Here is a 24,799-nt window from a genome sequence, read left to right on the forward strand (position 1 = left end):
CATGGGCCGCGCGCATGTGGAGCGCGAGGGCGTGTCGGTGGCGCACGCGGCGTCGTTCCTGCTGGTCGGGACGATGAACCCGGAGGAGGGCGAGCTGCGCCCGCAGCTTCTCGACCGGTTCGGGCTGACCGTGGAGGTGCGCGCGGCCCGCGACGTCGACACCCGCACCGAGGTGATCCGGCGGCGACTGGCGTTCGAGGCCGACCCGGCGGGGTTCGCCGCGGGCTGGGCGGCGGCCGACACCGACCTGGCTGCGCGGATCGCCGCGGCGCGGGCGGCGCTGCCGGGGGTGGCCCTGCCGGACACCGAGCTGCGCCGGATCGCGGCGGTGTGCGCGGCGTTCGACGTGGACGGGATGCGCGCGGACCTGGTGCTCGCCAGGGCCGCGATCGCGCACGCCGCCTGGCGCGGGGCCGACGCGGTGGCCGAGGAGGACGTGGCGGTGGCCGCCCGGCTGGCGCTGCCGCACCGGCGCAGGCGCGACCCGTTCGACGAGCCGGGCATCGAGCAGGACCAGCTCGACCAGGCGCTGCGCGACGCCGCCGAGCAGACCGGCGAACCCGAGCAGACCGACCCGGACACCGACCCCGATCCTGACCCCGGCCCGGACGGCCCCGGCGGCGGTGCGCCCGACCCCGGCGACGGCCCGACCGACTCCTCGGACCGGTCCGACAGCCCGCCCCCCGATGGTCCGGCCCCCGAAGGCCAGGACACCCAGCCGAAGGGCAAGGGCGGCGGCACGCAGGCCCCCACCACCCCGGACCCGGCGTTCACCGCCCGGCTGCTCCAGGTCGACGGCGTCGGAGAGGGCGCTCCCGGGCGCCGGTCCCGCTCCCGGGCGGGCTCCGGGCGGGCGCTGCGCGCGGCCACGTCGCAGGGCAGCGGCATCCACCTGGTCGGCACCATGACCGCGGCGGCGCCGATGCAGCTTGTGCGCGGGCGCAGCGGCCCCGGCCTGGTCGTGCGGCCCGACGACGTGCGGCGGGCGGTGCGCGAGGGGCGCGAGTCGAACCTGGTGCTGTTCGTGGTCGACGCCTCGGGGTCGATGGCGGCGCGCAAGCGGATGTCGGCGGTGACCGGCGCGGTGATCTCCCTGCTGCGCGACGCCTACCAGCGCCGCGACAAGGTGGGCCTGGTGACCTTCCGCGGTCCCGGGGCCGAGGTGGCGCTGCCGCCGACGTCGTCGGTGGAGGCGGCGGTGGCCCGGCTGCGGGCGCTGCGCACGGGCGGGCGGACCCCGCTGGCCGACGGGCTGCTGCGGGCCCGGGAACTGCTGCGGGTGGAGCGGCTGCGCGACCCGCGCCGCCGGGCGCTGCTGGTGGTCGTCACCGACGGGCGGGCGACCGTCGCGGCCCGGCCGGGCGGCGACGCGGTGGCCGACGCCGTGCGGGCTGCCGGGCTGGTGGCCGCCGACGGCGTGGCCAGTGTGGTCGTCGACTGCGAGTCCGGGCCGGTGCGGCTGGGGCTGGCCGGTCGGGTGAGCGCCGCGCTCGGCGGTACCGGGCTGCGCCTGGAGGAACTGTCCGCCGATGCCGTGGCCGGGGTCGTCCGCGCCGCGCGCGCCGCGTAGAGGGGGTCGGACGATGCCGCAGGGCAAGCCGTCGGTGGTGCCGCAGGACGGGCTGACCACGCGCCAGCGCCGCAACCGGCCGCTGGTCGTGGTGCACACCGGGGAGATGAAGGGCAAGTCCACCGCCGCGTTCGGCCTGGCGCTGCGCGGCTGGAACCAGGGCTGGGACATCGGGGTGTTCCAGTTCGTGAAGTCGGCGAAGTGGAAGGTCGGCGAGGAGAACGCGTTCCTGGCGCTGGGGCGGCTGCACGCCGAGACCGGCGAGGGCGGCCCGGTGCAGTGGCACAAGATGGGCGCCGGGTGGTCGTGGTCGCGCAAGCAGGGCGACTCCGACGACCACGCCGCCGCCGCCCGCGAGGGCTGGGCGGAGATCGCCCGGCGGCTGGCCGCGCAGACCCACGACCTGTACGTGCTCGACGAGTTCACCTACCCGCTCAAGTGGGGCTGGATCGACGTGGACGAGGTCGTGGCCACCCTGCGCGACCGGCCGGGGCACCAGCACGTGGTGATCACCGGCCGGGACGCCCCGGAGGCGCTCGTCGAACACGCCGACCTGGTCACGCACATGACGAAGGTCAAGCACCCGATGGACGCGGGCACCAAGGGCCAGCGGGGCATCGAGTGGTAGCCCGCCTGGTCGTGGCCGCCCCCGGGTCCGGCAGCGGCAAGACGACCATCGCGACCGGCCTGGTGGCGGCCCTGCGGCGGCGCGGGCACCGGGTGGCGCCGTTCAAGGTGGGCCCGGACTACATCGACCCCGGCTACCACACCGTCGCCGCCGGTCGCCCCGGCCGCAACCTCGACCCGGTCCTGGTCGGCGAGCACCGGGTGGCCCCGCTGCTGCGGCACGGCGCGGCGGGTGCGGACATCGCGGTCGTCGAGGGCGTGATGGGCCTGTTCGACGGGCGCATCGGCCACCACGTCGAGGCGGGCGGGTTCGGCTCGACCGCGCACGTGGCCGGGCTGGTGTCCGCGCCGGTGCTGCTGGTCGTGGACTGCCGGGGGCAGAGCACGAGCATCGCCGCGCTGCTGCACGGGTTCCGCTCCTACCGGCCGGGCGTGCGGATCGCGGGCGTGGTGCTCAACCAGGTCGGCTCCGACCGGCACGAGGAGGTGCTGCGCGAGGCGTGCCTGGACGTGGGCCTGCCGGTGCTGGGCGCGGTCCGCCGCGCGGGCGAGGTCGACGTCCCGTCCCGGCACCTGGGCCTGGTGCCCGCCGTGGAGCGCGGCGCCGAGGCGGTGCGCGCGGTGGCCGCCATGGGCGACCTGGTGGAGTCCTCGGTGGACCTCGACGCGGTGGTCCGGCTGGCCCGCTCGGCCCCCGACCTCGACGGCCCGGCGTGGGACGCGGCGGCGGAGCTGGCGGAGGTCGCCGGACCGGCCGCGGCGGCGCACCCCCCGGTGATCGCGGTCGCGGGTGGACCGGCGTTCACCTTCGGCTACGCCGAGCACGTGGAGTTGCTGCGCGCGGCGGGCGCCGAGGTCGCCGTGGTCGACCCGCTGCACGACACCGCACTGCCCCCGGGCACCGCCGCGCTGGTGCTGCCCGGCGGTTTCCCCGAGGCGCACGCGGAAGCCCTGTCCGCCAACGAACCCCTGCGCCACGCCGTGGCCGACCTGGCCGCAGGCGGCGCCCCGGTGCACGCCGAGTGCGGCGGCCTGCTCTACCTGGTGTCCAAGCTGGACGGTCACCCGATGTGCGGGGTGCTGCCCGCGGAGGCGGAGATGACCGCGCGGCTGACCCTGGGCTACCGCGAGGCCGTCGCCACCGCCGACACCGCGCTGCACGCGGTCGGCACCCGCGTCACCGGTCACGAGTTCCACCGCACCCGCGTCCTGCCCGCCCACGGCGACCCGCCCACCTGGACCTGGCGCGACGCCACCGGCGCACCGCACCGCGAGGGCCACGCCCGGAAGGGCGTGCACGCGTCCTACCTGCACACCCACCCGGCCGGGAACCCCGGGGCGATCCACCGCTTCGTCACGGCAGCCGGGCGAGCTCCGCGGTGAGCAGCTCCCGGGTGTCCGCTTCGCTGAGCGCCTTGTCGGCCACCTCGTGCCACTCGCGGATGAGCGCGGCCACGTCGGCCTTCTTGGTGATGATCCGCGCGTCGACCGGGGTCTCCTGGTAGCCGAGGTTCGGCCTGCCGTCGCGGAAGCAGAGCACGGTGAAGTCGTTGGGCAGCACCGGGATGTCGGCGTCGAACGCCAGCACCCGCAGGTGCAGGCCGGGGTGGCGGTCCACCAGGTGCACGAGGTGCCGCAACTGCGCCGCCGCGACCGGGGCGGGCTTGGACCGCACCAGCCGCACGAGCGCGCCCTCGCCGAGCAGCACCCGGTGGTGCGGCGCGGGGGTGCGGTCGTAGAGCCCGGCGCGCTCGGCCCGCGCGGCGACCCGCGCGTCGACGTCGCCGAGGCCATCGGTGGCGAACAGGTCGCGCATGTAGGCCTCGGCGTGCAGCAGGCCGGGGAAGCGGTCGCCGGTGACGGCGAGGATCTCGTCCGCCTCCTGCTCCTCGCCGCGCAGCCTGCGGAAGTGGTTCGACTTCTCGTCGGCGAGCCGGGGCCGCCGGTGGTGGGTGGCGTCCAGCTCCTTGGCGAGCGCGATCATCCGATCCGCCTGGGGCCCGTGGGCCTGCAGCAGGTCGACCGCCCGGCTCAGGTCCTCCGGGTTGACCCTGGTCTCCCCGACCTCGAGTTTGTTGATCTTGCTCTGCTTGCAGTTGAGCCGGTCCGCGAGCTGGGTCTGGGTCAGCCCCTCGGACTCGCGGAGAGTCCGGAGATATCGACCGAGTTGCCCCACCGTGTCGTATCCCACTTTTGTGCTCGCTCCATGTCGCTCGAATTGATTAACCGAGGCGAGCGTAGTGACTTCGCGAAGTGAATGCGGCGCCGCGAACCTCGTCCGAGTGAGCGCGATTAGTCGACTTCTTTCCGCCCCAGGTAGGCCACCAGGGCAGGCAGCGCGGAACCGCGCACGACCAGCACCCCGGCGCGGGGCGCCTTGGAATCGCGGAAAGCGACCCCGCCGGGCGCCCGCGGGTTGACCTCGACGCAGTCGAACTGCCGCCCGCAGCGGCGCGACCGCACCCACCCCGACTCGATCGCCGACTCGACCCCTCTGCCCATGACTCCCCCTCAGAAGCCCGACCCGAGCCCCCATCGTGACAGGCGGTTAATCGCCTTCACAACTGTCAGTTAGTGGACATTCACCGATAGTGATCATCTTTACCGCGCGGGGTGGGCGTGTGATCCCATATGGGGACCTGCGGCGCGCGGCTCGGCCGGGAGCCGCGCGCAGACCCGCGAGGAGTGTTCGTGGACCCGCTCGACCGGCTGCGCGAGCTGCTCGGCCCGTGCGTCGCCGTGGACGACGCCACCCGGGCGCTGTACTCGTCGGACGCCTCCAACTACCGGGTGCCGCCCGCCGCCGTGGTGCGGGTGGCCTCCGCCGGGCACGCGGCGGAGGTGCTGGGGCGCTGCCACGAGCTGGGGCTGCCGGTCACCGCGCGCGGGGCGGGCACGTCGGTGGCGGGCAACGCCATCGGCCCCGGGGTGGTGCTCGACCTCACCGCGCTGACCGCGATCACCGACGTCGACCCGGCCGCGCGGACCGCGACCGCGCAGGCGGGGGTGGTGCAGGCGGCGTTGCAGGCCGCGGTGCGCCCGCACGGGCTGCTGTTCGGCCCGGACCCCTCCACCGCCGACCGCTGCACCCTCGGCGGCATGATCGGCAACAACGCCTGCGGCGCGCACGCGGTGGCCTGGGGCAACACCCGTGACAACGTCGTGTCCGCCCGGCTGCTGCGCGCCGACGGCAGCCCGGTCACCGCCGGGCGCACCGGCACCTCCGACCCCGACCTCGACGCCCGGCTGCGCGCGGTCATCGGCGCCGACCTGGCCGTGGTGCGCACCGAGTACGGCCGCTTCCCCCGGCAGGCCTCCGGGTACCCGCTCGACGCGCTGCTGCCGGAGCGGCGCTTCGACGTGGTCGGCTCGCTGGTCGGCTCCGAGGGCACGCTGGCCGTGGTCCTCGACGCCACGGTGGCGCTGGCCGAGGCGCCCGCGGCCCGGGCGCTGGCGGTCCTGGGCTACCCGGACATGCCCGGCGCCGCCGACGCGACGCCCGCGCTGGTCGCGCTGGGCCCGCTGGCGGTGGAGGGCATGGACCGGCGACTGGTCGACGTGGTCACCGCCCGGCGCGGGCGCGCGGGCGTGCCGGACCTGCCGCGCGGCGCGGGGTGGCTGCTGGTGGAGACCGGCGGCGCGACCCCGGCCGAGGCGCGGCACCGGGCGTCGGAGGTCCTGGCGGTGGCGGGCGCGGTGGACGGGCGGGTGCTGACCGGGGCGGGTGAAATTGCCGCGCTGTGGCGCATCCGCTCCGACGGCGTCGGCCTCGCCGGGCGCACCCCGGGCGGGGCGGACGCCTGGCCCGGCTGGGAGGACACCGCCGTGCCGCCCGAGCGGCTGGGCGCCTACCTGCGCGACCTCGACGCCCTGCTGGCGCAGCACCACTACGACGGCCTGCTCTACGGCCACTTCGGCGACGGGTGCGTGCACGGCCGCTTCGACTTCGACCTGCGCTCCCCCGGCGGCGCGGCCCGCACCCGCGCGTTCCTGCTGGACGCCGCCGACCTGGTCGCCGCCCACGGCGGGTCGCTGTCCGGGGAGCACGGCGACGGCCGGGCGCGCGGGGAGCTGCTGTCGCGGGTGTACTCCGCCGAGGCCTTGGCCGTCGCGGCGCGGGTCAAGGCGGTGTGGGACCCCGACGGCGGGCTCAACCCCGGTGTCCTGGTCGACCCGGCCCCGGTCGACGCGGACCTGCGCGTCGGACCGGAGCTGCCGGTGGTGCCCGGGGGCGGTTTCGCCCTCCCGCACGACTCCGGCGACCTCACCCGGGCGGTGCACCGCTGCGTCGGCGTGGGCCGCTGCCGGGCGGACCTGACCGCGACCGGTGGCGCCATGTGCCCGTCGTTCCTGGCCACCGGCGCCGAGCAGCACTCCACCCGGGGCCGCGCCCGCCTGCTGCAGGAGATGGTCCGCGGCGAGCTGGTGCGCGGCTGGGCGGACCCGGCCGTGCACGAGGCGCTGGACCTGTGCCTGTCCTGCAAGGCCTGCGCCCGCGACTGCCCGGCGGGGGTGGACATGGCCACCTACAAGGCCGAGGTCCTGCACCACCGCTACCGGCGCAGGCTGCGCCCGATCACCCACTACACCCTGGGCTGGCTCCCGCGCGCCGCCGCCGTGGCGGGCAGGCTGCCCCGCCTGGCCAACGCCGTCCTGGACAACCCACTGGTCAAGCGCCTCGCCGGGATCGACCGCCGCCGGGGCCTGCCCCGCTTCGCCCGGCACCGGTTCCGCCGCCTCGCCGCCGGTCGCCCCGAGGTGTCGGGTCGGCGCGTGCTGCTGTGGGTCGACACGTTCACCGAGGCGTTCGCCCCGGAGGTCGGCGTCGCCGCGGTCCGGGTGCTGGAGGCGGCCGGGTACGCGGTGGAGCTGACCACCCGCCAGGTCTGCTGCGGCCTCACCTGGATCACCACCGGCCAGCTCGACGGCGCCCGCCGCCAACTCCGCTACACCCTCGACGCCCTGGGGACCGCCATCGCCGACGGCATCCCCATCGTCGGCCTGGAGCCCTCCTGCACCGCCGTCCTGCGCGGTGACGCCGTCGACCTGCTGCCCGACGACCCCCGGGCACACCGGGTCAAGGCCCTCACCACCACCCTCGCCGAGCTGCTGACCGCCACCCCCGGCTGGACCCCACCCGATCTGTCCGATGTGGACATAGTGGCCCAACCCCACTGCCACCACCGGGCCACCCTGGGCTGGGACACCGACGCCGCCCTGCTGCGCCGGGCGGGCGCGGAAGTGGAGGCGGTCGGCGGCTGCTGCGGCCTGGCCGGGAACTTCGGCGTCGAACGCGGCCACTACGAGGTGTCGGTGGCCGTCGCCGAGACCGCCCTCCTGCCCGCCCTGCGCGCCCGCCCCCGCCCGGTCCTCGCCGACGGCTTCTCCTGCCGCACCCAGGTCAGCGACCTGACCGGAGCCCACTCCCGGCACCTGGCGCAACTGCTCGCCGATCACCTCCCGACCCCGGGAGGGGATCGGCGCGGCGGAACTCGCTCGGACTCATGCCCCGGGTCCGCTTGAACGCCGCGCTGAACGCGAACGCGTCGGAGTAGCCCACCGCGCGGGCGACCTCGGCGACGGTCGTCGCCTCGCGCTCGACCAGCAGGTCCGCCGCGAGCGCCATGCGCCAGCGGGTGAGGTAGGTCAGCGGCGGTTCGCCCACCAGGTCGGCGAACCGCTTGGCCAGGGTGGAGCGCGACACCCCGGCCCGGTCGGCCAGTGCCGCGACCGTCCACGGCGCCGCCGGTTCGGCGTGCAGCAGGCGCAGCGCGCCGCCGACCACGGGGTCCCGCTGGGCGGCGTACCAGGCGGGCGGTTCACCGCCGGGGCGGTCGAAGTACTCGCGCACCGAGCAGACCAGCAGCCAGTCCAGCAACCGGTCGAGGACCACCTGCTGGCCCGGGGTGTCGACGGCGACCTCGGCGGCGAGGTGGTCCAGCACGGCGTCGGACCCGCCGCCGGGGGCCACGCGCAGCACGACCGGCAGCGCGTCCAGCAGCCTGCGGCTGATCTCGCCGCGCACCGGGTAGGCGCCGACGATCAGCGTCGTCGCGCCCGCCCCGGGGTCGCCGCCGCTGTCGTCCTTCCAGCCGCGCCGGTACCGGGTCCCGCCCTCCTCGGGCGTCGTGCAGTGCTCGCCGCAGGCGACCGGCTCGGCCGTGGTGCCGACCTCGTCGACGAAGGTGAACGGCGCCGGACCCCGCACGATGACCGTCTCCCCCGCGCCCAACCGCTCGGGCGGGCGGCCCTCCGGCACGATCCAGCCCGCCCCGCCGAGGACGGTGCACAGCGTCAGCGGCGCACCGTCGACGAAGTGCAGCGACCAGGGCGGTGACAGGGTCGTGCAGGCGAACAGCGAGCCCTGGGCCCGCATCCCGCGGAAGAGGTCTCCGAACGCGTCCACCCTCCCGAGGTTAGACGATCACAAAGGCGATTCGGCTTTTCACCCATGGATTCGTCCAAGGGGGTGCCGTTGAATCGCTGTCATGCGCAACGACACCACTCTTGTCCTCGCTGCCACCGGCAAGTCCGGCAGGCGGGTCGCCGCCCGCCTGCGACTGCGCGGCACGCCGGTGCGCGCCGCCTCCCGGTCCAGCTCGACCCGCTTCGACTGGGCCGACCCCGACGGCTGGGACGCGGTGCTGGAGGGCGTTACCGCCGCCTACGTGGTGGCTCCGACGGTGCCCGGGCCGGTGCACGAGTTCGTGGCGCGGGCCGAGGCCGCGGGCGTGCGGCGGCTGGTCCTGCTCTCCGGGCGCGGCGCCGACACCTGGGGCGACTCCGCGTTCGGGCTGGACATGCGCTCGGCCGAGGACGCCGTGCGCGGTTCGGCGCTGGACTGGACCGTGCTGCGGCCGTCGAACTTCGACCAGAACTTCGACGAGGACCTCTTCCACGCCCCGCTGGTGGCGGGCGAGCTGGCGCTCCCGGCCGGTGCGGTCCCCGAGCCGTTCATCGACCTGGAGGACGTCGCCGACGTCGCGGCCACGGTGCTGACCGAGCCCGACGGGCACGCGGGCAAGGTCTACGAGCTGTCCGGGCCGCGCGCGCTGACCTTCGCCGAGGCCACCGAGCTGATCTCCCGGGCGGCCGGGACACCCGTCACCTACAAGCAGGTCTCCCCCGCCGAGTACACCGCGGCGCTGGTCGAGCAGGGCTGGGGCGAGGCCGACGCCCACCACGTCGCCGAGATGTTCGTGCTGATGGAGAGCGGGGTGATCGCCGAGACGGCGGACGGGGTCACCGACGTGCTGGGGCGCGCGCCCCGGACCTTCGAGGACTACGCCGTGCGGGCCGCGGCAGCGGGCGCCTGGCAGCGCTGACCTCCCACCAACCCACCAGCGGTCCGGGCTTTTCACCCCGAGAAGCACTGAACCCCCGTCCTCGCGCCGAGGACGGGGGTTCAGTGGTGCGAACGGTCTAGCGGGCGCGGGTGAGCCCGCGGTGCAGCAGCGCAGCGAAGCCGATCCCGATGCCCGCCCACAGCACCGCCGAGGTGCCCAGCGAGGCGATCCGGAACTCCCACAGCGTGGCGCCGGGGAAGCCGTCGGGGACCTCCTGGAAGTCCGGAAGCAGCTTGGCCGCCACCGTCACCAGCACCAGGTAGCCCAGCCCGGCGACCAGGACCGCGGTCCACCCGCCGAGCCGGTCGGTCAGCCTGCGGCCCACGACCACGGCGACCAGCGCGAGCACCAGCGAGATGCCGACCATGCCGAAGAACAGGGCGGTGCGCTCGCCGATGGTCTCGCCCCGGCCGACCGCGGGCGGGTTCGCCGGGTAGGTCAGGAACGGGACCAGCACGACCGCGGTGTAGCCGATGCCCAGCACCGCCACGGCGGTGCCGCGCGGGCTCGCGGTGCCCAGCCGCCCGTAGGCGAAGGCGAACGCCAGCCCGAACAGGCCGCCGAGGCCCAGCCCGTAGACGACGGTGCCGATGGCGAGGCCGCCGGTGGACTGGAACGACCGGGAGACGACCTCCTCCTCCGCGTCCTCCTCGCCGTGGCTGTGCCCCGCCGCGGCGCCGTCGTCGTGCGAGTGCTCGGCGGCGGCGCCCTGCTCCTCCAGGGAGATGGCGGTGTCCACCGACGGTTCGCCGAACGCCTCGGCGAACCCGAAGGCAAGGACACCGCCGAGCAGGCCCGCGAGCAGGCCCCACACGAGCAGCGAGCGGACGTTCAGCGCGGCCGAGGTGGCCACGGGGTCGGTCCTGGTGTCGCTCAGTGGCACGGGAAGCCCAGCAGGTGGCGGGCGTCGTGGACGAGCTCGTGCACGTAGGTGCCGTCGAACACGGCGAGCGCGCCCTGCTCGGCGCCGACGAAGTAGAGCGCGATCAGCGAGATGATCCCGACGAAGAGCGCGTACGGCAGGATCTGCCGCACCGGGATGCTGACGGGAACGGGGACGGGGGTGGCGACGGCATGCGTCGTCATGGGGTGCCTCCTCAGGCTGCACGCGGCCCGACGGGTCCAGGGGTGTCGACGGCGGAGGGTCTGACTGCGGAGCGGTTGCCCGGTCCATCACAGTGGCGCGGCCGTGCCGGGATCACACCGGCTTCCTCATACCATCTCGGTCAGTCCCGAAACCTATGGGAGCGCCGCTTGCAGTGTCAACGCGCCCGCGTCCGCGGTGGGCAACATCATCCGTCCAGCTCAAGGGGTGTCGGTGGGTAATCGACTGACCCTGGTCAGCCACGGCCCCACCGCGGCCACCCGGGTGGCGGCGTTCCCGGTCGACGAGCCGCTGTCGGACCCGGGGCCGGTGTCCGCCGCCGGGTTGGGCCGGGTGGCGGTGGCGCTGCGTGGGCCGGAGACCCGGTGCGCGCAGACCGCCACCGCGCTCGGGCTGGCGGCCTCGGTGGACGACCGGTTGCGGGACCTGGACTTCGGCGCCTGGCGGGGGCGCACCCTCGACGACGTGGCGGCGGCCGAGCCCGCCGCGGTGACCCGGTGGCTGACCGACCCGGCCGCGGCCCCGCACGGCGGCGAGTCGCTGGCCGACCTGGTGGCCAGGGTGGGCGGTTGGCTCGACGAGCGACCCGCCGACCCGGCGCCGGTGGTGGCGGTGACGCACCCGTCGGTGGTGCGCGCGGCGCTGGTGCACGCCCTCGGCGCCGACCCGGCCGCGTACTGGCGCATCGACGTGGTGCCGCTGTCGCGGACGGTGCTGCGCGGCGGCCCCGGCCGGTGGGCGCTGCGCTGGCTGAGCCCGGCGGGACAACAGCGCGACGAGTGACTTTTTGTGCTTCCTTTCCAGAATTCCGAAAAATACCCACCGAAAGGAGAAGTGGCCCGGCGAATGGCAACCACTCGGCATTGAGGTGACATTCCGCGCCCGATCTTGCGCGGCGGCGGGAAGTCCGCGATCCTCTTCCCACCGATCACGCCCACGACGGGCGTCAACGCGTGCCGCCTGGACCTCCGCGGGCGCTGACCGGGCCGCCACCGCCCGATGCGTACCGGGCGCGGGGGTCGGTTTCGCCGAGACGGGTGGGAGGCCGTGCTGGACACGGGTGTGGGTGACATGGGCGGACCGGGCGCCGAGCCCGGCGCCGCCGCGAACCACGACGCGGCGGACAACGACCCGGGGGCCCACGATCCGCAGCGGCGACCGGCCGACGACTCGGAGGGCGGTTCCCCGGTCGGCGAGCCGGAACCGGAGAGCCCGCACCTGGCCCGCGACGCGCTCTTCCGCGGCCTGGTCGACCGGGCCGTGGCCGCGGAGATGTCGCACGAGCGGATGCGCCACCTGCTCGGCGCGGTGCTGTCGGTGGCCAGCGACCTGTCCTTGCCCGACGTACTGCGCCGCATCGTGGCGGTGGGCTGCGAACTGGTCGGCGCCCGCTACGGCGCGCTCGGCGTGCTCGGGCCCGACGGCGAACTGACCGAGCTGCTGTACTCGGGCGTCCCCGACGACGTGCGCGCCGCCATCGGCACCATGCCCACCGGCCGGGGCGTGCTGGGCGTGGTGAGCAGGCAGACCGGCCCGCTGCGGATCGACGAGCTGCGCGGCCACCCGGCCGCCGTGGGCTTCCCGCCCGGCCACCCGGAGATGCGTTCCTTCCTCGGCGTGCCGATCCGGTTGCGCGAACAGGTCTACGGCAACCTGTACCTGGCCGAGAAGACCGACGGGCGGGCGTTCACCGACGAGGACGAGGACGTGGTGGTCGCGCTGGCCGCCGCGGCGGGCATGGCCGTGACCAACGCCCGGCACTACGAGCTGAGCCAGCGCCGGGAGCGCTGGCTGGTGGCCACCACCGAGGTCACCGCCGTGCTGCGCACCGGCGGGGGCGGCGAGGACGAGGGGCTGGCGCTGCTGGTGCGCCGGGCCAGGGAGATCGCGGCCGCGGCGGTGGCGATCGTGGCCGTGCCGGACGGCCCCGGGCACATGGTGCTGCGCGCGGTGGACGGTCGACTGCGCGAGGAGCTGGCAGGCACCAGGATTGTCACCGTCGACAGCCTCACCGGCGACGTGTTCAGCACCGGCAGGCCGCGGTCGGTCGCCGAGGTCGCCGAGGCGACGCTGAGCCGGTCGGCGGAGACGTTCCGGTCGCTGCCACCGGAGATCAGCGAACTGGGACCGGCGGTACTGGTGCCGCTCACCGGCGGGCGCACCCCGGTCGGGGTGCTGATCGTGGCCCGCGACCGCGGCGCCCCGCCGTTCGACGAGTCCGACCTGGGGATGGTGCTCGACTACGGCACGCACGCCGCGCTGGCGATGGGCTTCGCCGAGGCGCAGCGGGACAAGCAGCGGCTGGCGCTGTTCGAGGAGCGCGACCGGATCGCCCGCGACCTGCACGACCTGGTGATCCAGCGGCTCTTCGCGCTGGGCCTGGGGTTGCAGGGGCTGCGCCGCGACCCGGCCGCGGCCAACACCCCGGAGCAGATCACCGGGTTCATCGCCGAGATCGACCAGACCATCCGCGAACTGCGGCGCAGCATCTTCTCCCTGCAGCAGCCCGCGAACGGCCCGTACAGCCTGCGCTCGGACATCCTGCGGGTGATCTCCGACGCGACCGTGTCGCTGGGCTACGAGCCGACCGTGCGGCTGGAGGGGCCGCTGGACTCGGTGGTGCCCGCGGACATCGCGCTGGACCTGATCGCCACCCTGCGCGAGTCGCTGTCCAATGTGGTCCGGCACGCGGACGCGGCGGCGGTGCAGGTGACGGTGGCGGTGGACCGCCGGGCGACCCGGCTGGAACTGCTGGTGCACGACGACGGCCGCGGGGTGCCCGAGGGGGTCGCGCACCGCAGCGGGCTGGCGAACATGGACCAGCGCGCGCGGCGCTGGTCCGGGTGGTGCGTGGTCGAACCGGCCGACGCCGGGGGGACGAGAGTGGACTGGTCGGTACCGCTGGGGTGGACGTCCACCGCGGCGGCGCGAGGGGCGGAGGGGCACGCATGACGATCTCGGTGTTCGTGCTGGACGACCACGAGGTGGTCCGGCGCGGGTTGCGCCAACTGCTGGAGGTGGAGCCGGACATCGACGTGGTCGGCGAGGCCGCCACCGCCGCGCAAGCGCTGGCGCGCATCCCGGCGGTGCGACCGAGGGTGGCCATCCTGGACGTGCGGCTGCCCGACGGCGAGGGCGTCACGGTGTGCCGGGAGGTCCGGTCCCTGGTGGACCCACCGCCCGCCTGCCTGATGCTGACGTCGTTCTCCGACGACGAGGCGCTGTTCGGCGCGATCATGGCGGGCGCGGCCGGGTACATGCTCAAGCAGGTCAGCGGCAACGACCTGGTCTCCGCTGTGCGCACGCTCGCGGCGGGGGGCTCGCTGCTGGACGCGGGGGTGACGGCGACTGTGCTGGATCGGCTGCGGGGTGGTCGGGTCGAAGACCCCCGGTACACGACGTTGAGCCCGCAGGAGCGGAAGATCCTGGACCTGATCGCCGAGGGGATGACGAACCGGCAGATCGCCGGGGCGCTGTACCTGGCGGAGAAGACTGTGAAGAACTACGTGTCGACGTTGTTGCACAAGTTGGGGTTCGATCGGCGGACTGAGGCGGCTGTTTACGCGACTCGGTTGCAGAACACTCGGCGGGGGCAGGGGTGAGTTGCAGCGTTCGCTGGGGCGCTTGACGTGGCTGTGCGGCAGGCCGTGCCGCGTTTAAAAGCCCGGGATTTTTGTGGGCGTGCCCGGGTGGGTGGATCTGCTCGGGCGGGGCCCCTACAGCGATCATGCGCCCAGTGTGACCGAGTGGGGCGAAAAGATGCCCCACAGCCCAAGCAGGCTTGCACATGATCGCTACCCCCACCCAAGCACATCCACCCACCCGGGCATTGGCGTAGCCGGGCCGGCGGTTGCGAGGGCGGCTGGTTTTCGCTGCGCTCGGTGGGTTCGGCGTGGCTGGCCGCCCGGCCGCCGGTTGGCGGCTGCGCCGGGAGTTCGACGTGGCTGGCCGATAGGCCTGCGGTTGGCGGGGTGGTCGGCGGCTGCGCCCGGCGGGGTTCGGGTGGCTGGCTGCCGGGCTGGCGGTTCGCGGAGGCGGGCCGCTGCGCCGGTGGGTCTGGGGTGGTGGGTGGCTTGGGGGCCTGGGTGGGTGCGGAAGTTTCCGGATGGCGGGCTGGTGGGGGTGCTGGTCACCGATGTGGCCGGGGTGAGTCGATCCGGTGGTTCCGGGGTGGGTTCCTGTCATCGTGCGCGTGGATTCGATCGGGTGACGGGGGTGGCGTTGCGTGGTTCGGGGTGCCACCCGATCAGGTGGGTGTTTCACCGAGAACCCCGCCCCGACCGGCGGTAACGTCGGGTCGGTCGCGCGCTATACCGCTGACGGAGGTCGGTGTGGGCGGAAGGAAGGGGTGCGGTGGTGAACACCCTGGTCCCGTTGCCCGCGCCGTGCCCGCCCGGTCGGGTGCCCGAGGTGTGCCTGGTGGTGGGGGACGCGGGGGCGGCGGTGCGGATCGCGCCGCTCGTGGGGGCCATGGCGGCCGAGGAGCGGGTGCGGCCGGTGGTGCTGGTCTGCGGGGATGGGGCGGGGGCGGCGACGGCGGCGCTGGCGGAGTTCCGGGTGGGGACCGACGTGACCGTGGCGCTGGCCGCCGACGGGCAGCACACCACCCCTGCTGCCGCTCAGTTGCTCGCGGGGCTCGATCGGGCCTTCGCCGACCGGTTGCCGGACGCGGTGGTGGTGCAGGGGGACTCGGCTACGGCGTTCAGCGCGGCGATGGCCGCCTTCTGGCGGCGGGTGCCGGTGGTGCACCTGGATGCGGGGGTGCGGTCGTACGACCTGACCGCGCCGTTCCCGCAGGAGGGGCACCGGCGGTTGATCGCCCAGGTTTCCTCGCTGCACCTGGCGGCGACGCCGGAGGCGACGGCGAACCTGGCGCGGGAGTCGCACACCGGGCCCAAGGTGGTGACCGTGGGCAGCACCGCCGTCGACGCGGCGCTCGACGCCGTCGAGCGGCGGGTGGCGCACGCCGATCCCCGGGTGCGGCAGTTGGCCGACGCGGTGGCCGCCGGGTACAGCCGGTTGGTGCCGGTGGTGCTGGAGGCGGCGAACTGGTCCGCCTCGGCGGTGGACGCGGTGCTGCACGGGATCTGCGACCTGGTGCTGGCCACCCCGGACCTGGAGGTCGTGCTGCCCGCGACCGGTGAGCTGCGGGCGCGCGCGGAGGACGCGCTGGGCAGGCTGGTGCGGGTCACGATCACCGACCCGCTGCCGCAGCCGTGCCTGCTCGGGCTGCTGTCGACGGCCGCCGCCGTGGTGACCGACTCGGCGACCCTGGCCGAGCAGTCGCCCAGCTTCGGGGTGTCGGCGCTGGTGGTGGGCGGGGAGTCCGGCACCTGGACCGAGCCGGACCGCCCCGGCTACCCGTGGGCGGCGGGCGCCGACCGCGCCGTGGTCGCCCGGATCACCGAGAAGCTGGTGCTCAGCCGCCGCCCGGCCATCCCGGAGCAGCGGACGGCGGGCGGCAACCCGTTCGGGGACGGGTTGGCCGCGGCGCGCAGCGCGCAGGCCGTGCAGTGGCTGCTCGGCCTGCGCGAACGACCAGGGGAGTTCGTCCCCACCCGCCCTTGACTGGATTCCCGATGCCGACCCATCCTGATGCGTCCTGCCCCGCCGAGCCGCTGACCGTCCCCACCGGAGGCCGCATGACCGCGAACGCGCGCCCGGACTCCGCGCCCGCCGCCGCACCGGCGCTGCCGCCGCCCAAGCGGTGGACGGCGGCGTTGGCGTTCGCCGCGCTGGCGGTGAACGTCGGGTTCTTCGGGCCGATCCAGATCCTGCTGGCCCGACAGGCCGAACTGGTCTCCGCCGAGTCGAAGGCGTCGGTGCTGGCGCTGGTGGCGGGGGTGGGGGCGCTGTGCTCGATGGTGGCGAACCCGCTGTGGGGGGCGCTGTCGGACCGCACGACCGGGCGCTGGGGCAAGCGGCTGCCGTGGGTGCTCGGCGGGGCGGTCGGCGGGGCGATCGGGCTGGTGCTGCTGGCCACCGCGGAGTCGGTCGGCGGGATGGTCCTCGGTTGGTCGGTCGTGCAGGTGGCGCTGAACGCCGAGTTCGCCGCGCTCGCCGCGGCCATCCCCGACCAGGTGCCGGTGGCCCGGCGGGGCGCGGCGGGCGGCTGGTTCGGGCTGGCGCAGACCACGGGCGTGCTCATCGGCACCGGCCTGGCGGTGAGCGGCGGCGCGGCGACCGGCGGTGTGCTCGGCGGGTACCTGGCGTGCGCGGTGTTCGTGGTGCTGGCGACGGTGCCGTTCGTGCTGCTGCGCCGCGACGTGCGGCTGACGCGGGCCGAGCGGCCCCCGTGGGACGCCGCCGCGTTCGCCCGCGGCTTCTGGCCGCGCGGGTTCGGCGCCGACTTCGGCTGGGCGTGGCTGACCCGGTTCCTGATGAACCTGGGCAACGCCCTGGCCCTGCTCTACCTGCTGTACTACCTCAAGGACGAGGTCGGCCTGGCCGACGCCGAGGGCGGGGTGCTGGTCCTGACCTCGGTGTACGCGGTGGCCCTGCTCTCCACGGTGGTCGTCGGCGGCGTGTGGTCCGACCGCACCGGCAGGCGGCGGATCTTCGTCATGGGCTCCGGGGTGATCATGGCGGTGGCCTCGGCGATGATGGTCGCCTGGCCGACCTGGCCCGGCGCGGTGCTGGCCGCCGGGGTCCTCGGCATCGGCTTCGGCACCTACACCTCGGTCGACTTCGCCCTGGTCACCCAGGTGCTGCCCGCCGCGGCCGACCGGGGCAAGGACCTCGGGGTGATCAACATCGCCAACACCCTGCCGCAGGTGCTCTCCCCGGTGGTGGCCGCGCCGATCGTGGCGCACCTGGGCGGCTACCCGATGCTCTACCTGGTGGCGGCAGCGGTGGGGTTGCTGGGCGCGACCCTGGTCTACAGGATCAGGGGTGTCCGCTAGACCGGCAGGAGGCCATCGATGACCGAGCCGTTCCCCGCGTTCCCGGCCGACTTCCTCTGGGGTGTCGCCTCGGCGGCGTACCAGGTGGAGGGAGCGGTCGACGAGGACGGCCGCGGCCGCTCGGTCTGGGACACCTTCTGCGCCGAACCCGGTCGGGTCGAGGGCGGTGACACCGGCGCGGTCGCGGCCGACCACTACCACCGCTTCCCCGAGGACGTCGCCCTGCTGCGGGACCTCGGGGTGGGCGCGTACCGGTTCTCCATCGCCTGGCCGCGGGTCGTGCCGGACGGCGCGGGCGCGGTCAACCCGGCGGGGCTGGACTTCTACGACCGCCTGGTCGACGAGCTGTGCGCGGCGGGCATCGCCCCGGCGGCCACCCTGTTCCACTGGGACACCCCGCAGGCCCTGGAGGACGCGGGCGGCTGGCTGTCGCGCGACACCGCGGCCCGCTTCGCCGAGTACGCCGCCGTGGTGGGTGAGCGGCTGCACGACCGGGTGCGGATGTGGATGCCGCTGAACGAACCCGTTGTCGTGACCATGTTCGGCTACGCGCTGGGGCAGCACGCGCCGGGTCGGGAGCTGGGTTTCGAGGCACTGCCCGCCGCGCACCACCAGTTGCTCGGCCACGGCCTGGCGGTGCAGGCGCTGCGGGCCGCGGGCTGTTCGAACATCGGCATCGCCAGCAACCACAGCCCGGTGTGGGCGGCCTCGGATGCCGAGGAGGACGTCTCCGCCGCCGACGCCTACAGCACCCTGGTCAACTGGTTGTTCGCCGACCCGGTGCTGCGCGGTCGGTACCCGGCCCCGGAGCTGGCGGCGCTGATGCCGGGTCCGGTGGTCGAAGACCTCGAGGTCATCTCGACGCCGCTGGACTGGTTCGGCATCAACTACTACCAGCCCGCGCTGGTGGGCGCGGCGACCGGCGGCAGCACGCCGGTGGTCGAAGGCGCGATGCTGCCGCCCGGACTGCCGTTCGAACCCCGGCCCGTCGAGGGGTACCCGAGGACCGACTTCGGTTGGCCGGTCGTCCCCGACGGCCTCCGCGAGACGGTCGCGATGTTCACCGACCGCTACGGCGAGGCGCTGCCGCCTCTCTACATCACCGAATCCGGCTGCTCCTACCACGACCCGGACCCGGTCGACGGCCGCGTGCCCGACCCGGACCGCGTCGCCTACCACGACGGGCACCTGCGCGCGCTGGCCCGGGCGATGGCCGACGGCGCGGACGTGCGCGGCTACTTCGCCTGGGCCGCCACCGACAACTTCGAGTGGGCGGCCGGGTACCGCGAGCGCTTCGGACTGGTCCACGTGGACTACGCGACGCAGACCCGCACCCCGAAGGACTCCTACCACTGGTACCGCGACGTGATCGGCCGGGCGCGCTGAACCGCTCAGGCCTCGACCGGCAGCGAGTCGGGGATGCGCACGACCTGGGCGGCGTAGGCCAGGCCCGCGCCGAAGCCGATCAGCAGGGCCAGGCCGCCGGGCTTGACCTCGCCCTCGGCCAGGAGGCGGTCCAGGGCCAGCGGGATGGAGGCGGCGGAGGTGTTGCCCGCGTCCACCACGTCCCTGGCGATCACCGCGTCCGGGGCGTCGATCTTGCGGGCCAGGGCCTCGACGATGCGCAGGTTGGCCTGGTGCGGCACGATCGCGTCGAGGCGTCGGGGGTCGACGCCCGCGAGTTCGCAGGCCCGCAGCGCCACCGGGTGGATGTGGTTGGTGGCCCAGCGGAACACCGCCTGCCCCTGCATCCGCAGGGTCGAGGCGCCCTCCGGGACGTCGATCAGGTCCGACTGGCTGCCGTCGCTGCCCCAGACGACGGGGCCGATGTCCGGGTCGTCGGAGGCGGCGACCACCGCCGCGCCCGCGCCGTCGCCGAAGATGATGGAGGTGCCCAGGTCGGCCTCGTCGACCAGGTCGGTCATCTTCTCCGTGCCGACCACCAGCACCCGCCGCGCCGAGCCCGCGCGGATCGCGCTCGCGGCGACGGCCAGGGCGTAGCAGAAGCCCGCGCAGGCGGCGTTGAGGTCGTACCCGGCGGCCCCGTTCGCGCCGATGCCCTCCGCGACCCCGGCGGCCACCCCGACCAGCGGCGAATCCGCCGAGCAGCTCGCCACCACGACCAGGTCCACCCCCGCTGCGTCCACTTCGGACCGCTCCAGCGCCCGCATGGCCGCGGCGACGGCCATCGATTCCCTGGTCTCGGTGGTGGCGAAGCGGCGGGAGACGATGCCGGTCCGCTCCCGGACCCAGTCGCCGGTGCGGCCGAACCGCTCGGCGATCTCCGCGCTGCCGATCGCGGTCGCGGGCCGGAAGCCGCCGAACCCGAGGATGCGCGCACCGGGTGAGCCGGTCGATTGCAGGAGCTGGCGGGGTGCGGTGAGAGTCACCCCGCCACTGTGCGGAATTACCATTCGGTACGACCAACCGTGAGGCTTAAGACACACCTAAAGTGTCAGCTCCGGAGACCTACTCAAAAGTCGGTTCACAATTCCCTGCCGATCGGGCACCCCCCGAAAGTGGGAATTGAATGATAACCCCGTTCCTTTTCGCATTGGACCACAAGGGCGCACCGGGCGTTGCCGGGAGGTTGCCCCCGGGGGTGCGGTGCGGTGGTCTTCGGTGAACACGGCGGGGGTTCCGCGCCGCGCGTGCTCACCCGGCGCACCGGTCCGGGACGATGTGGGCCGTGGAGAACTCGAGTCCCCGGCGGGGGCGTGCGGTCGGATGGGTCCGGGGGCTGTTCGGGCGCGCGGACGGGCCCGCGGAGCCGGGCGGCCTGGTCCGGCGGCTGGGCCTGGGGGACGCGGTGGTGCTCGGGCTCGGGTCGATGATCGGCGCCGGGGTGTTCAGCGTGTTCGGGCCCGCCGCCGCGGCGGCGGGGCGGTGGCTGGTCCTCGGGCTGCTGCTCGCCGCGCTCGTGGCGTTCTGCAACGCGATGGCCTCCGCGCAGCTCGCCGCCGCCAACCCCACCTCCGGCGGCGCCTACGCGCACGGCCGCCGGTGGCTCGGCCCGGGGTGGGGGTTCGCCGCCGGGTGGGGGTTCGTGGTGGGCAAGACGGCGTCCTGCGCGGCCATGGCGCTGACCTTCGCCACCTACGCCCTCCCCGGGCCGTGGTGGGCGCAGCGCGGGTTGGCGGTGCTCGCGGTCCTCGCGCTGGCGGCGCTCAACCTCCGCGGCATCACCCGCACCGCCGCGCTGACCCGGGTGCTCGTCTGCCTCAGCCTGGCGGCGTTGGCCGTCATCGTGGTCGGGATGCGCATCGGGCCGGGTGTCGAGGCCACCGGCGGCGTCGACACCAGTGCGTACGGAGTTCTCCAATCGGCCGGTTTGCTGTTCTTCGCGTTCGCCGGTTATGCGCGGGTGGCGACATTGGGCGAAGAGGTGGTCGAACCGCAGAAGACCATTCCGCGCGCCATCACCATCGCCCTCGGGATCACCGTGGTGATCTACCTGGTGGTCGGTGTCAGCGCCCTGGCGGCGGTGGGGGCCGAGCGGCTGGCGGGCAGCGGTGCCCCGCTGGCCACCGCGACCGCGGGGGTGGCCGGGCTCGACGTCGTGGTGCGGGTCGGGGCCGCCGTGGCGAGCCTGGGGGCACTGCTCGCCCTGGTGGCCGGGGTGGGGCGCACGACCATGGCGATGGCCAGGGAGCGGGACCTGCCGCCGTGGCTGGCCGCCGTGCACCCGCGCCACCGGGTGCCGCACCACGCGGAGGTCGCCGTCGCCGTGGTGGTGAGCGCGCTGGTCCTGGTCGCGGACCTGCGGCAGGTGATCGGGTTCTCGTCGTTCGGCGTGCTCGTCTACTACGCGATCGCCAACCTGGCCGCGCTGCGCCAACCCGAGGCCGAACGGCGGTGGCCCCGAGCGCTGTTCGTGCTCGGGGCCACCGCGTGCGCCGTGCTGGTCGTCACCCTGCCGGTGGGCGCCGTGCTCACCGGGGTGGGCGTCTACGCCGTCGGGTTCGGGGTCAGACGTTTCGCCGGTACTGGCCGCCGACCTCGAAGAACGCCGTCGTGATCTGACCGAGGGTGCAGACCCTGGCCGCGTCCATCAGCACCTCGAAGACGTTGCCGTCGGTGCCCGCGACCGCGCGCAGCCGGGCCAGCGCCTCCTCCGCCTCCTCGCGGTGCTCGGCCTGGTAGGCGCGGACGCGGTCCACCTGGGACTTCTTCTCCGCCTCCGTGGCGCGGGCCAGCTCGATCTCCACCACCTCGTCCTCCTCCCCCTTGGCGGGCAGGAAGGTGTTGACGCCGACCAAGGGCAGCGAGCCGTCGTGCTTGCGGTGCTCGTAGAGCATCGACTCGTCCTGGATGCGACCGCGCTGGTAGCCGGTCTCCATGGCGCCGAGGACGCCGCCGCGGTCGGAGATGCGGTCGAACTCGGTCAGCACCGCCTCCTCCACCAAGTCGGTCAGCTCGTCGATGACGAAGGAACCCTGCAACGGGTTCTCGTTCATCGACAGGCCCCACTCCTTGTTGATGATGAGCTGGATCGCCATCGCCCGGCGGACCGAGGACTCGGTGGGGGTGGTGATCGCCTCGTCGAAGGCGTTGGTGTGCAGGGAGTTCGCGTTGTCGTAGAGCGCGCACAGCGCTTGCAGCGTGGTGCGGATGTCGTTGAAGTTCATCTCCTGCGCGTGCAGGGAGCGGCCCGAGGTCTGCACGTGGTACTTGAGCTTCTGCGAGCGCTCCGCGGCGCCGTAGCGGTCGCGCAGGGCGATGGCCCAGATGCGGCGGGCGACCCGGCCGATGACCGAGTACTCGGCGTCCATGCCGTTGGAGAAGAAGAACGACAGGTTCGGCGCGAAGTCGTCGATGTCCATGCCGCGGGCCAGGTACGACTCGACGTAGGTGAAGCCGTTGGCCAGGGTGAAGGCGAGCTGGCTGATCGGGTTCGCCCCGGCCTCGGCGATGTGGTAGCCGGAGATGGACACCGAGTAGAAGTTGCGGACCTTGTTGCGGATGAACCACTCCTGGATGTCGGCCATCATCCGGAGGCTGAACTCGGTGGAGAAGATGCAGGTGTTCTGCCCCTGGTCCTCCTTGAGGATGTCGGCCTGCACCGTGCCGCGCACGTTCGCCAGCGCCCACGCGGTGATCTCGCGGCGCTCCTCTTCGGACGGTTCACGGTTGTGCTCGACCACGAACGCGTCCACGCGCTGGTCGATGGCGGTGTTGAGGAAGTAGGCGAGGATGGTCGGGGCCGGGCCGTTGATCGTCATCGACACCGACGTGGTGGGCGAGGTCAGGTCGAAGCCCGCGTAGAGGGCCTTCATGTCGTCCAGGGACGCGATCGACACCCCGGAGGTGCCGATCTTGCCGTAGACGTCCGGCGGGGTGTCGGGGTCGCGGCCGTAGAGGGTCACCGAGTCGAACGCGGTGGACAGGCGGGTCGCCGGGTTGCCCTCGGAGAGCAGCTTGAAGCGGCGGTTGGTGCGGAACGCGTCACCCTCCCCGGCGAACATGCGGGCCGGGTCCTCGCCCTCGCGCTTGAACGGGAAGACGCCCGCGGTGAACGGGAAGGCGCCGGGCAGGTTCTCCTTGCGCAGGAAGCGCACCAGCGTGGCGTCGTCGTCGAACCGGGGCAGGGCGACGCGCGGGACCTTGTTGCCGGACAGCGTCTCCCGCCAGAGCCGGGTGTGCAGCTCCCTGTCGCGGATCTTCACCACCAGTTCCTCCGCGCGGTACTGCTCGACCGTCGCGGGCCACTGGGCCAGCAGGTCCTCGGTGTCGCGGTCGACGCGGCGGGCGGCCTCGGCGGCGAGGCGGTCCACGTCGTCGGTCGGGGCGCCCGCACGGGCCAGGGCCTCGCGGGTGAAGGTCAGCGCGGCGCGCTCGCGGACGGCGTCGACCTGGGCGTCGGTGCGGCGGTGGTAGCCGCGGACGGTCTCGGCGATGTCGGAGAGGTACCGGGCGCGCTGCGGCGGCACGACGGTGGCCGCGGAGGTCGACGTGCGGCCCTCGACGTGCGGGAGCGCGCCCTCGCCGAACGCCACGCCCTTCTCCCCCAGCAGGGTGCGCAGCTCCTGGTAGAGGGCGGTGACGCCGTCGTCGTTGAAGGTGGCGGCGCTGGTGCCGAAGACCGGCATGTCCTCCCAGGACCGGCCGAACGCCTCCCGGTTGCGCACGAGCTGGCGGGCCACGTCGCGGCGGGCGTCCTCGGCGCCGCGGCGCTCGAACTTGTTGATCGCCACCACGTCGGCGAAGTCCAGCATGTCGATCTTCTCGAGCTGCGAGGCCGCGCCGAACTCCGGGGTCATCACGTACAGCGAGGTGTCGACGAACGGCACGATCGCGGCGTCGCCCTGGCCGATGCCGGGGGTCTCCACGATGACCAGGTCGTGACCGGCGGCCTGGCAGGCGGCGATGGTGTCGGCCAGCCCGTCGGGCACCTCCGAGCCCGCGCTGCGGGTGGCCAGCGAGCGGAAGAACACCCGGTCCCCGTCCAGGGAGTTCATCCGGATGCGGTCGCCGAGCAGCGCGCCGCCGCCCTTGCGCCGGGTCGGGTCCACGGCGATGACCGCGACCCGCAGCTTGTCCTGCTGGTCCATGCGCAGGCGGCGGACCAGCTCGTCGGTCAGTGAGGACTTGCCGGAGCCGCCGGTGCCGGTGATGCCCAGGACCGGCACCCGCCGGTGCGGCCGGTCGAGGGCGGCGCGCAGGTCCGCGGGCACGGTGCCCGCCTCGATGGCGCTGATGGTCCTGGCCAGGGCGGCGTGGTCCCCGGCGAGCAGGGCGTCCGGCGCGGGGGTGGCCAGGGTGGCCGGGTCGGTGTCGCAGGCGGCGATCATCGAGTTGATCATCCCGGGCAGGCCGAGGGTCTGACCGTCCTCCGGGGAGAAGATGCGGGCCACCCCGCGCGAGTGCAGCAGCCTGATCTCCTCGGGCACGATGACGCCGCCACCGCCGCCGAAGACCTTGACGTGGCCCGCGCCGTTCTCGGCGAGCAGCTCGACGAGGTAGCTGAAGTACTCGACGTGCCCGCCCTGGTAGGCGCTGATGGCCACGCCGTGCGCGTCCTCCTGGATGGCGGCGGTCACCACCTCGCGCACCGACCGGTTGTGCCCGAGGTGGACCACCTCGGCCCCCTGCGACTGCAGGATCCGGCGCATGATGTTGATCGCCGCGTCGTGCCCGTCGAACAGGCTGGCCGCGGTGACGAACCGCACCGGGTGGGCCGGGCGGTGCAGGTCGGCGGGCATGGAGACCTCCGGGTTGGCACTCGTGGACCGACGACGTCGACGGACCG

Annotated in this window: 18 protein-coding genes, 1 pseudogene and 1 riboswitch; of the genes and pseudogenes, 12 read left to right on the forward strand and 7 right to left on the reverse strand. The window is 74.3% G+C overall.

The features are described from left to right. From L6E12_RS24120 to L6E12_RS24130, 3 genes are all read left to right on the forward strand, one after another. Positions 1 to 1,570, forward strand: a 1,570-nt coding sequence (locus tag L6E12_RS24120) for a VWA domain-containing protein (protein WP_236230209.1), incomplete at its 5' end; no start/stop codon positions are given. A 13-nt stretch (positions 1,571 to 1,583) separates the two neighbouring features. Next, positions 1,584 to 2,198 (forward strand): cob(I)yrinic acid a,c-diamide adenosyltransferase, encoded by a 615-nt coding sequence (gene cobO / locus L6E12_RS24125; protein ID WP_236230210.1) that lies wholly within the window; start codon positions 1,584 to 1,586, stop codon positions 2,196 to 2,198. Next, the gene (locus L6E12_RS24130) at positions 2,192 to 3,580 is read left to right on the forward strand and encodes a cobyrinate a,c-diamide synthase (RefSeq protein ID WP_236230211.1); all 1,389 of its coding nucleotides are present in this window, start codon (positions 2,192 to 2,194) and stop codon (positions 3,578 to 3,580) included. The genes cobO and L6E12_RS24130 overlap by 7 nt, the downstream gene beginning before the upstream one ends. Here L6E12_RS24130 and L6E12_RS24135 read toward each other — a convergent pair. Together L6E12_RS24135 and L6E12_RS24140 are read right to left on the reverse strand one after the other, a co-directional pair. After that, positions 3,552 to 4,388 carry a helix-turn-helix transcriptional regulator gene (locus tag L6E12_RS24135; RefSeq protein WP_236230212.1) on the reverse strand — a complete coding sequence of 279 codons (837 nt, stop codon included), beginning with the start codon at positions 4,386 to 4,388 and terminating at the stop codon, positions 3,552 to 3,554. The genes L6E12_RS24130 and L6E12_RS24135 overlap by 29 nt on opposite strands. A gap of 101 nt (positions 4,389 to 4,489) precedes the next feature. Beyond that, positions 4,490 to 4,699, reverse strand: a complete 210-nt coding sequence (locus L6E12_RS24140) for a DUF397 domain-containing protein (RefSeq protein ID WP_236230213.1) — start codon at positions 4,697 to 4,699, stop codon at positions 4,490 to 4,492. A 129-nt stretch (positions 4,700 to 4,828) separates the two neighbouring features. Here L6E12_RS24140 and L6E12_RS35515 point away from each other — a divergent pair. Then, positions 4,829 to 7,213 (forward strand): annotated as a pseudogene (locus L6E12_RS35515) (FAD-binding and (Fe-S)-binding domain-containing protein); the annotation flags it as partial. 385 nt (positions 7,214 to 7,598) lie between these two features. Here the strand turns inward: L6E12_RS35515 and L6E12_RS24150 are convergent. After that, positions 7,599 to 8,603, reverse strand: coding sequence for an AraC family transcriptional regulator (locus L6E12_RS24150; RefSeq protein ID WP_236230214.1), 1,005 nt, complete (start codon positions 8,601 to 8,603; stop codon positions 7,599 to 7,601). An 82-nt stretch (positions 8,604 to 8,685) separates the two neighbouring features. Between L6E12_RS24150 and L6E12_RS24155 the strand changes: the two genes are divergently transcribed. Then, positions 8,686 to 9,522, forward strand: coding sequence for an NAD(P)H-binding protein (locus L6E12_RS24155; protein WP_236230215.1), 837 nt, complete (start codon positions 8,686 to 8,688; stop codon positions 9,520 to 9,522). Positions 9,523 to 9,619: 97 nt separating this feature from the next. On the opposite strand, the gene L6E12_RS24160 is transcribed toward L6E12_RS24155, so the two are convergent. Next, a complete protein-coding gene (locus L6E12_RS24160) occupies positions 9,620 to 10,396 on the reverse strand; it encodes a CbtA family protein (protein ID WP_236230216.1) in 777 nt (258 codons plus the stop codon). Between the two features lie 20 nt (positions 10,397 to 10,416). After that, on the reverse strand, positions 10,417 to 10,629 hold the full coding sequence (locus tag L6E12_RS24165; protein ID WP_035278397.1) for a CbtB-domain containing protein: 213 nt from the start codon (positions 10,627 to 10,629) through the stop codon (positions 10,417 to 10,419). A 37-nt stretch (positions 10,630 to 10,666) separates the two neighbouring features. Next, a riboswitch (cobalamin riboswitch) is annotated at positions 10,667 to 10,802 on the reverse strand. 59 nt (positions 10,803 to 10,861) lie between these two features. On the opposite strand from L6E12_RS24165, the gene L6E12_RS24170 reads away from it, so the two are divergent. From L6E12_RS24170 to L6E12_RS24195, 6 genes are all read left to right on the forward strand, one after another. Further along, positions 10,862 to 11,431 carry a histidine phosphatase family protein gene (locus L6E12_RS24170; protein WP_236230217.1) on the forward strand — a complete coding sequence of 190 codons (570 nt, stop codon included), beginning with the start codon at positions 10,862 to 10,864 and terminating at the stop codon, positions 11,429 to 11,431. Positions 11,432 to 11,695: 264 nt separating this feature from the next. After that, complete coding sequence (locus tag L6E12_RS24175; protein ID WP_236230218.1) at positions 11,696 to 13,600, forward strand: GAF domain-containing protein; 1,905 nt, start codon at positions 11,696 to 11,698, stop codon at positions 13,598 to 13,600. Further along, on the forward strand, positions 13,597 to 14,250 hold the full coding sequence (locus L6E12_RS24180; protein ID WP_236230219.1) for a response regulator transcription factor: 654 nt from the start codon (positions 13,597 to 13,599) through the stop codon (positions 14,248 to 14,250). Before L6E12_RS24175 ends, L6E12_RS24180 begins: the two co-directional genes overlap by 4 nt. Positions 14,251 to 15,004: 754 nt before the next feature. Further along, positions 15,005 to 16,216, forward strand: a complete 1,212-nt coding sequence (locus tag L6E12_RS24185; RefSeq protein WP_308075190.1) for a UDP-N-acetylglucosamine 2-epimerase — start codon at positions 15,005 to 15,007, stop codon at positions 16,214 to 16,216. A 74-nt stretch (positions 16,217 to 16,290) separates the two neighbouring features. After that, complete coding sequence (locus L6E12_RS24190; protein ID WP_236230220.1) at positions 16,291 to 17,550, forward strand: MFS transporter; 1,260 nt, start codon at positions 16,291 to 16,293, stop codon at positions 17,548 to 17,550. An 18-nt stretch (positions 17,551 to 17,568) separates the two neighbouring features. Beyond that, positions 17,569 to 18,936, forward strand: a complete 1,368-nt coding sequence (locus tag L6E12_RS24195) for a GH1 family beta-glucosidase (protein WP_236230221.1) — start codon at positions 17,569 to 17,571, stop codon at positions 18,934 to 18,936. A gap of 5 nt (positions 18,937 to 18,941) precedes the next feature. On the opposite strand, the gene L6E12_RS24200 is transcribed toward L6E12_RS24195, so the two are convergent. Continuing rightward, entirely contained in the window at positions 18,942 to 19,940 is a 999-nt protein-coding gene (locus L6E12_RS24200) for a beta-ketoacyl-ACP synthase 3 (protein ID WP_236230222.1), read from the reverse strand. A gap of 350 nt (positions 19,941 to 20,290) precedes the next feature. Here L6E12_RS24200 and L6E12_RS24205 point away from each other — a divergent pair, with 350 nt between their 5' ends. After that, a complete protein-coding gene (locus tag L6E12_RS24205; RefSeq protein ID WP_374201939.1) occupies positions 20,291 to 21,568 on the forward strand; it encodes an APC family permease in 1,278 nt (425 codons plus the stop codon). Here the strand turns inward: L6E12_RS24205 and icmF are convergent. Then, positions 21,519 to 24,752 (reverse strand): fused isobutyryl-CoA mutase/GTPase IcmF, encoded by a 3,234-nt coding sequence (gene icmF / locus L6E12_RS24210; RefSeq protein WP_236230223.1) that lies wholly within the window; start codon positions 24,750 to 24,752, stop codon positions 21,519 to 21,521. The genes L6E12_RS24205 and icmF overlap by 50 nt on opposite strands. Positions 24,753 to 24,799 lie beyond the last annotated feature (47 nt).

This window comes from Actinokineospora sp. PR83, from assembly GCF_021056305.1.
GTDB lineage: Bacteria > Actinomycetota > Actinomycetes > Mycobacteriales > Pseudonocardiaceae > Actinokineospora > Actinokineospora spheciospongiae.

Coding starts and splice junctions, on each gene's coding strand:
- icmF (WP_236230223.1), bottom strand. CDS start 24,752: ATGCCCGCCGACCTGCACCGCCCGGCCCACCCGGTGCGGTTCGTCACC.
- L6E12_RS24195 (WP_236230221.1), top strand. CDS start 17,569: ATGACCGAGCCGTTCCCCGCGTTCCCGGCCGACTTCCTCTGGGGTGTC.
- cobO (WP_236230210.1), top strand. CDS start 1,584: ATGCCGCAGGGCAAGCCGTCGGTGGTGCCGCAGGACGGGCTGACCACG.
- L6E12_RS24190 (WP_236230220.1), top strand. CDS start 16,291: ATGACCGCGAACGCGCGCCCGGACTCCGCGCCCGCCGCCGCACCGGCG.
- L6E12_RS24165 (WP_035278397.1), bottom strand. CDS start 10,629: ATGACGACGCATGCCGTCGCCACCCCCGTCCCCGTTCCCGTCAGCATC.
- L6E12_RS24180 (WP_236230219.1), top strand. CDS start 13,597: ATGACGATCTCGGTGTTCGTGCTGGACGACCACGAGGTGGTCCGGCGC.
- L6E12_RS24140 (WP_236230213.1), bottom strand. CDS start 4,699: ATGGGCAGAGGGGTCGAGTCGGCGATCGAGTCGGGGTGGGTGCGGTCG.
- L6E12_RS24155 (WP_236230215.1), top strand. CDS start 8,686: ATGCGCAACGACACCACTCTTGTCCTCGCTGCCACCGGCAAGTCCGGC.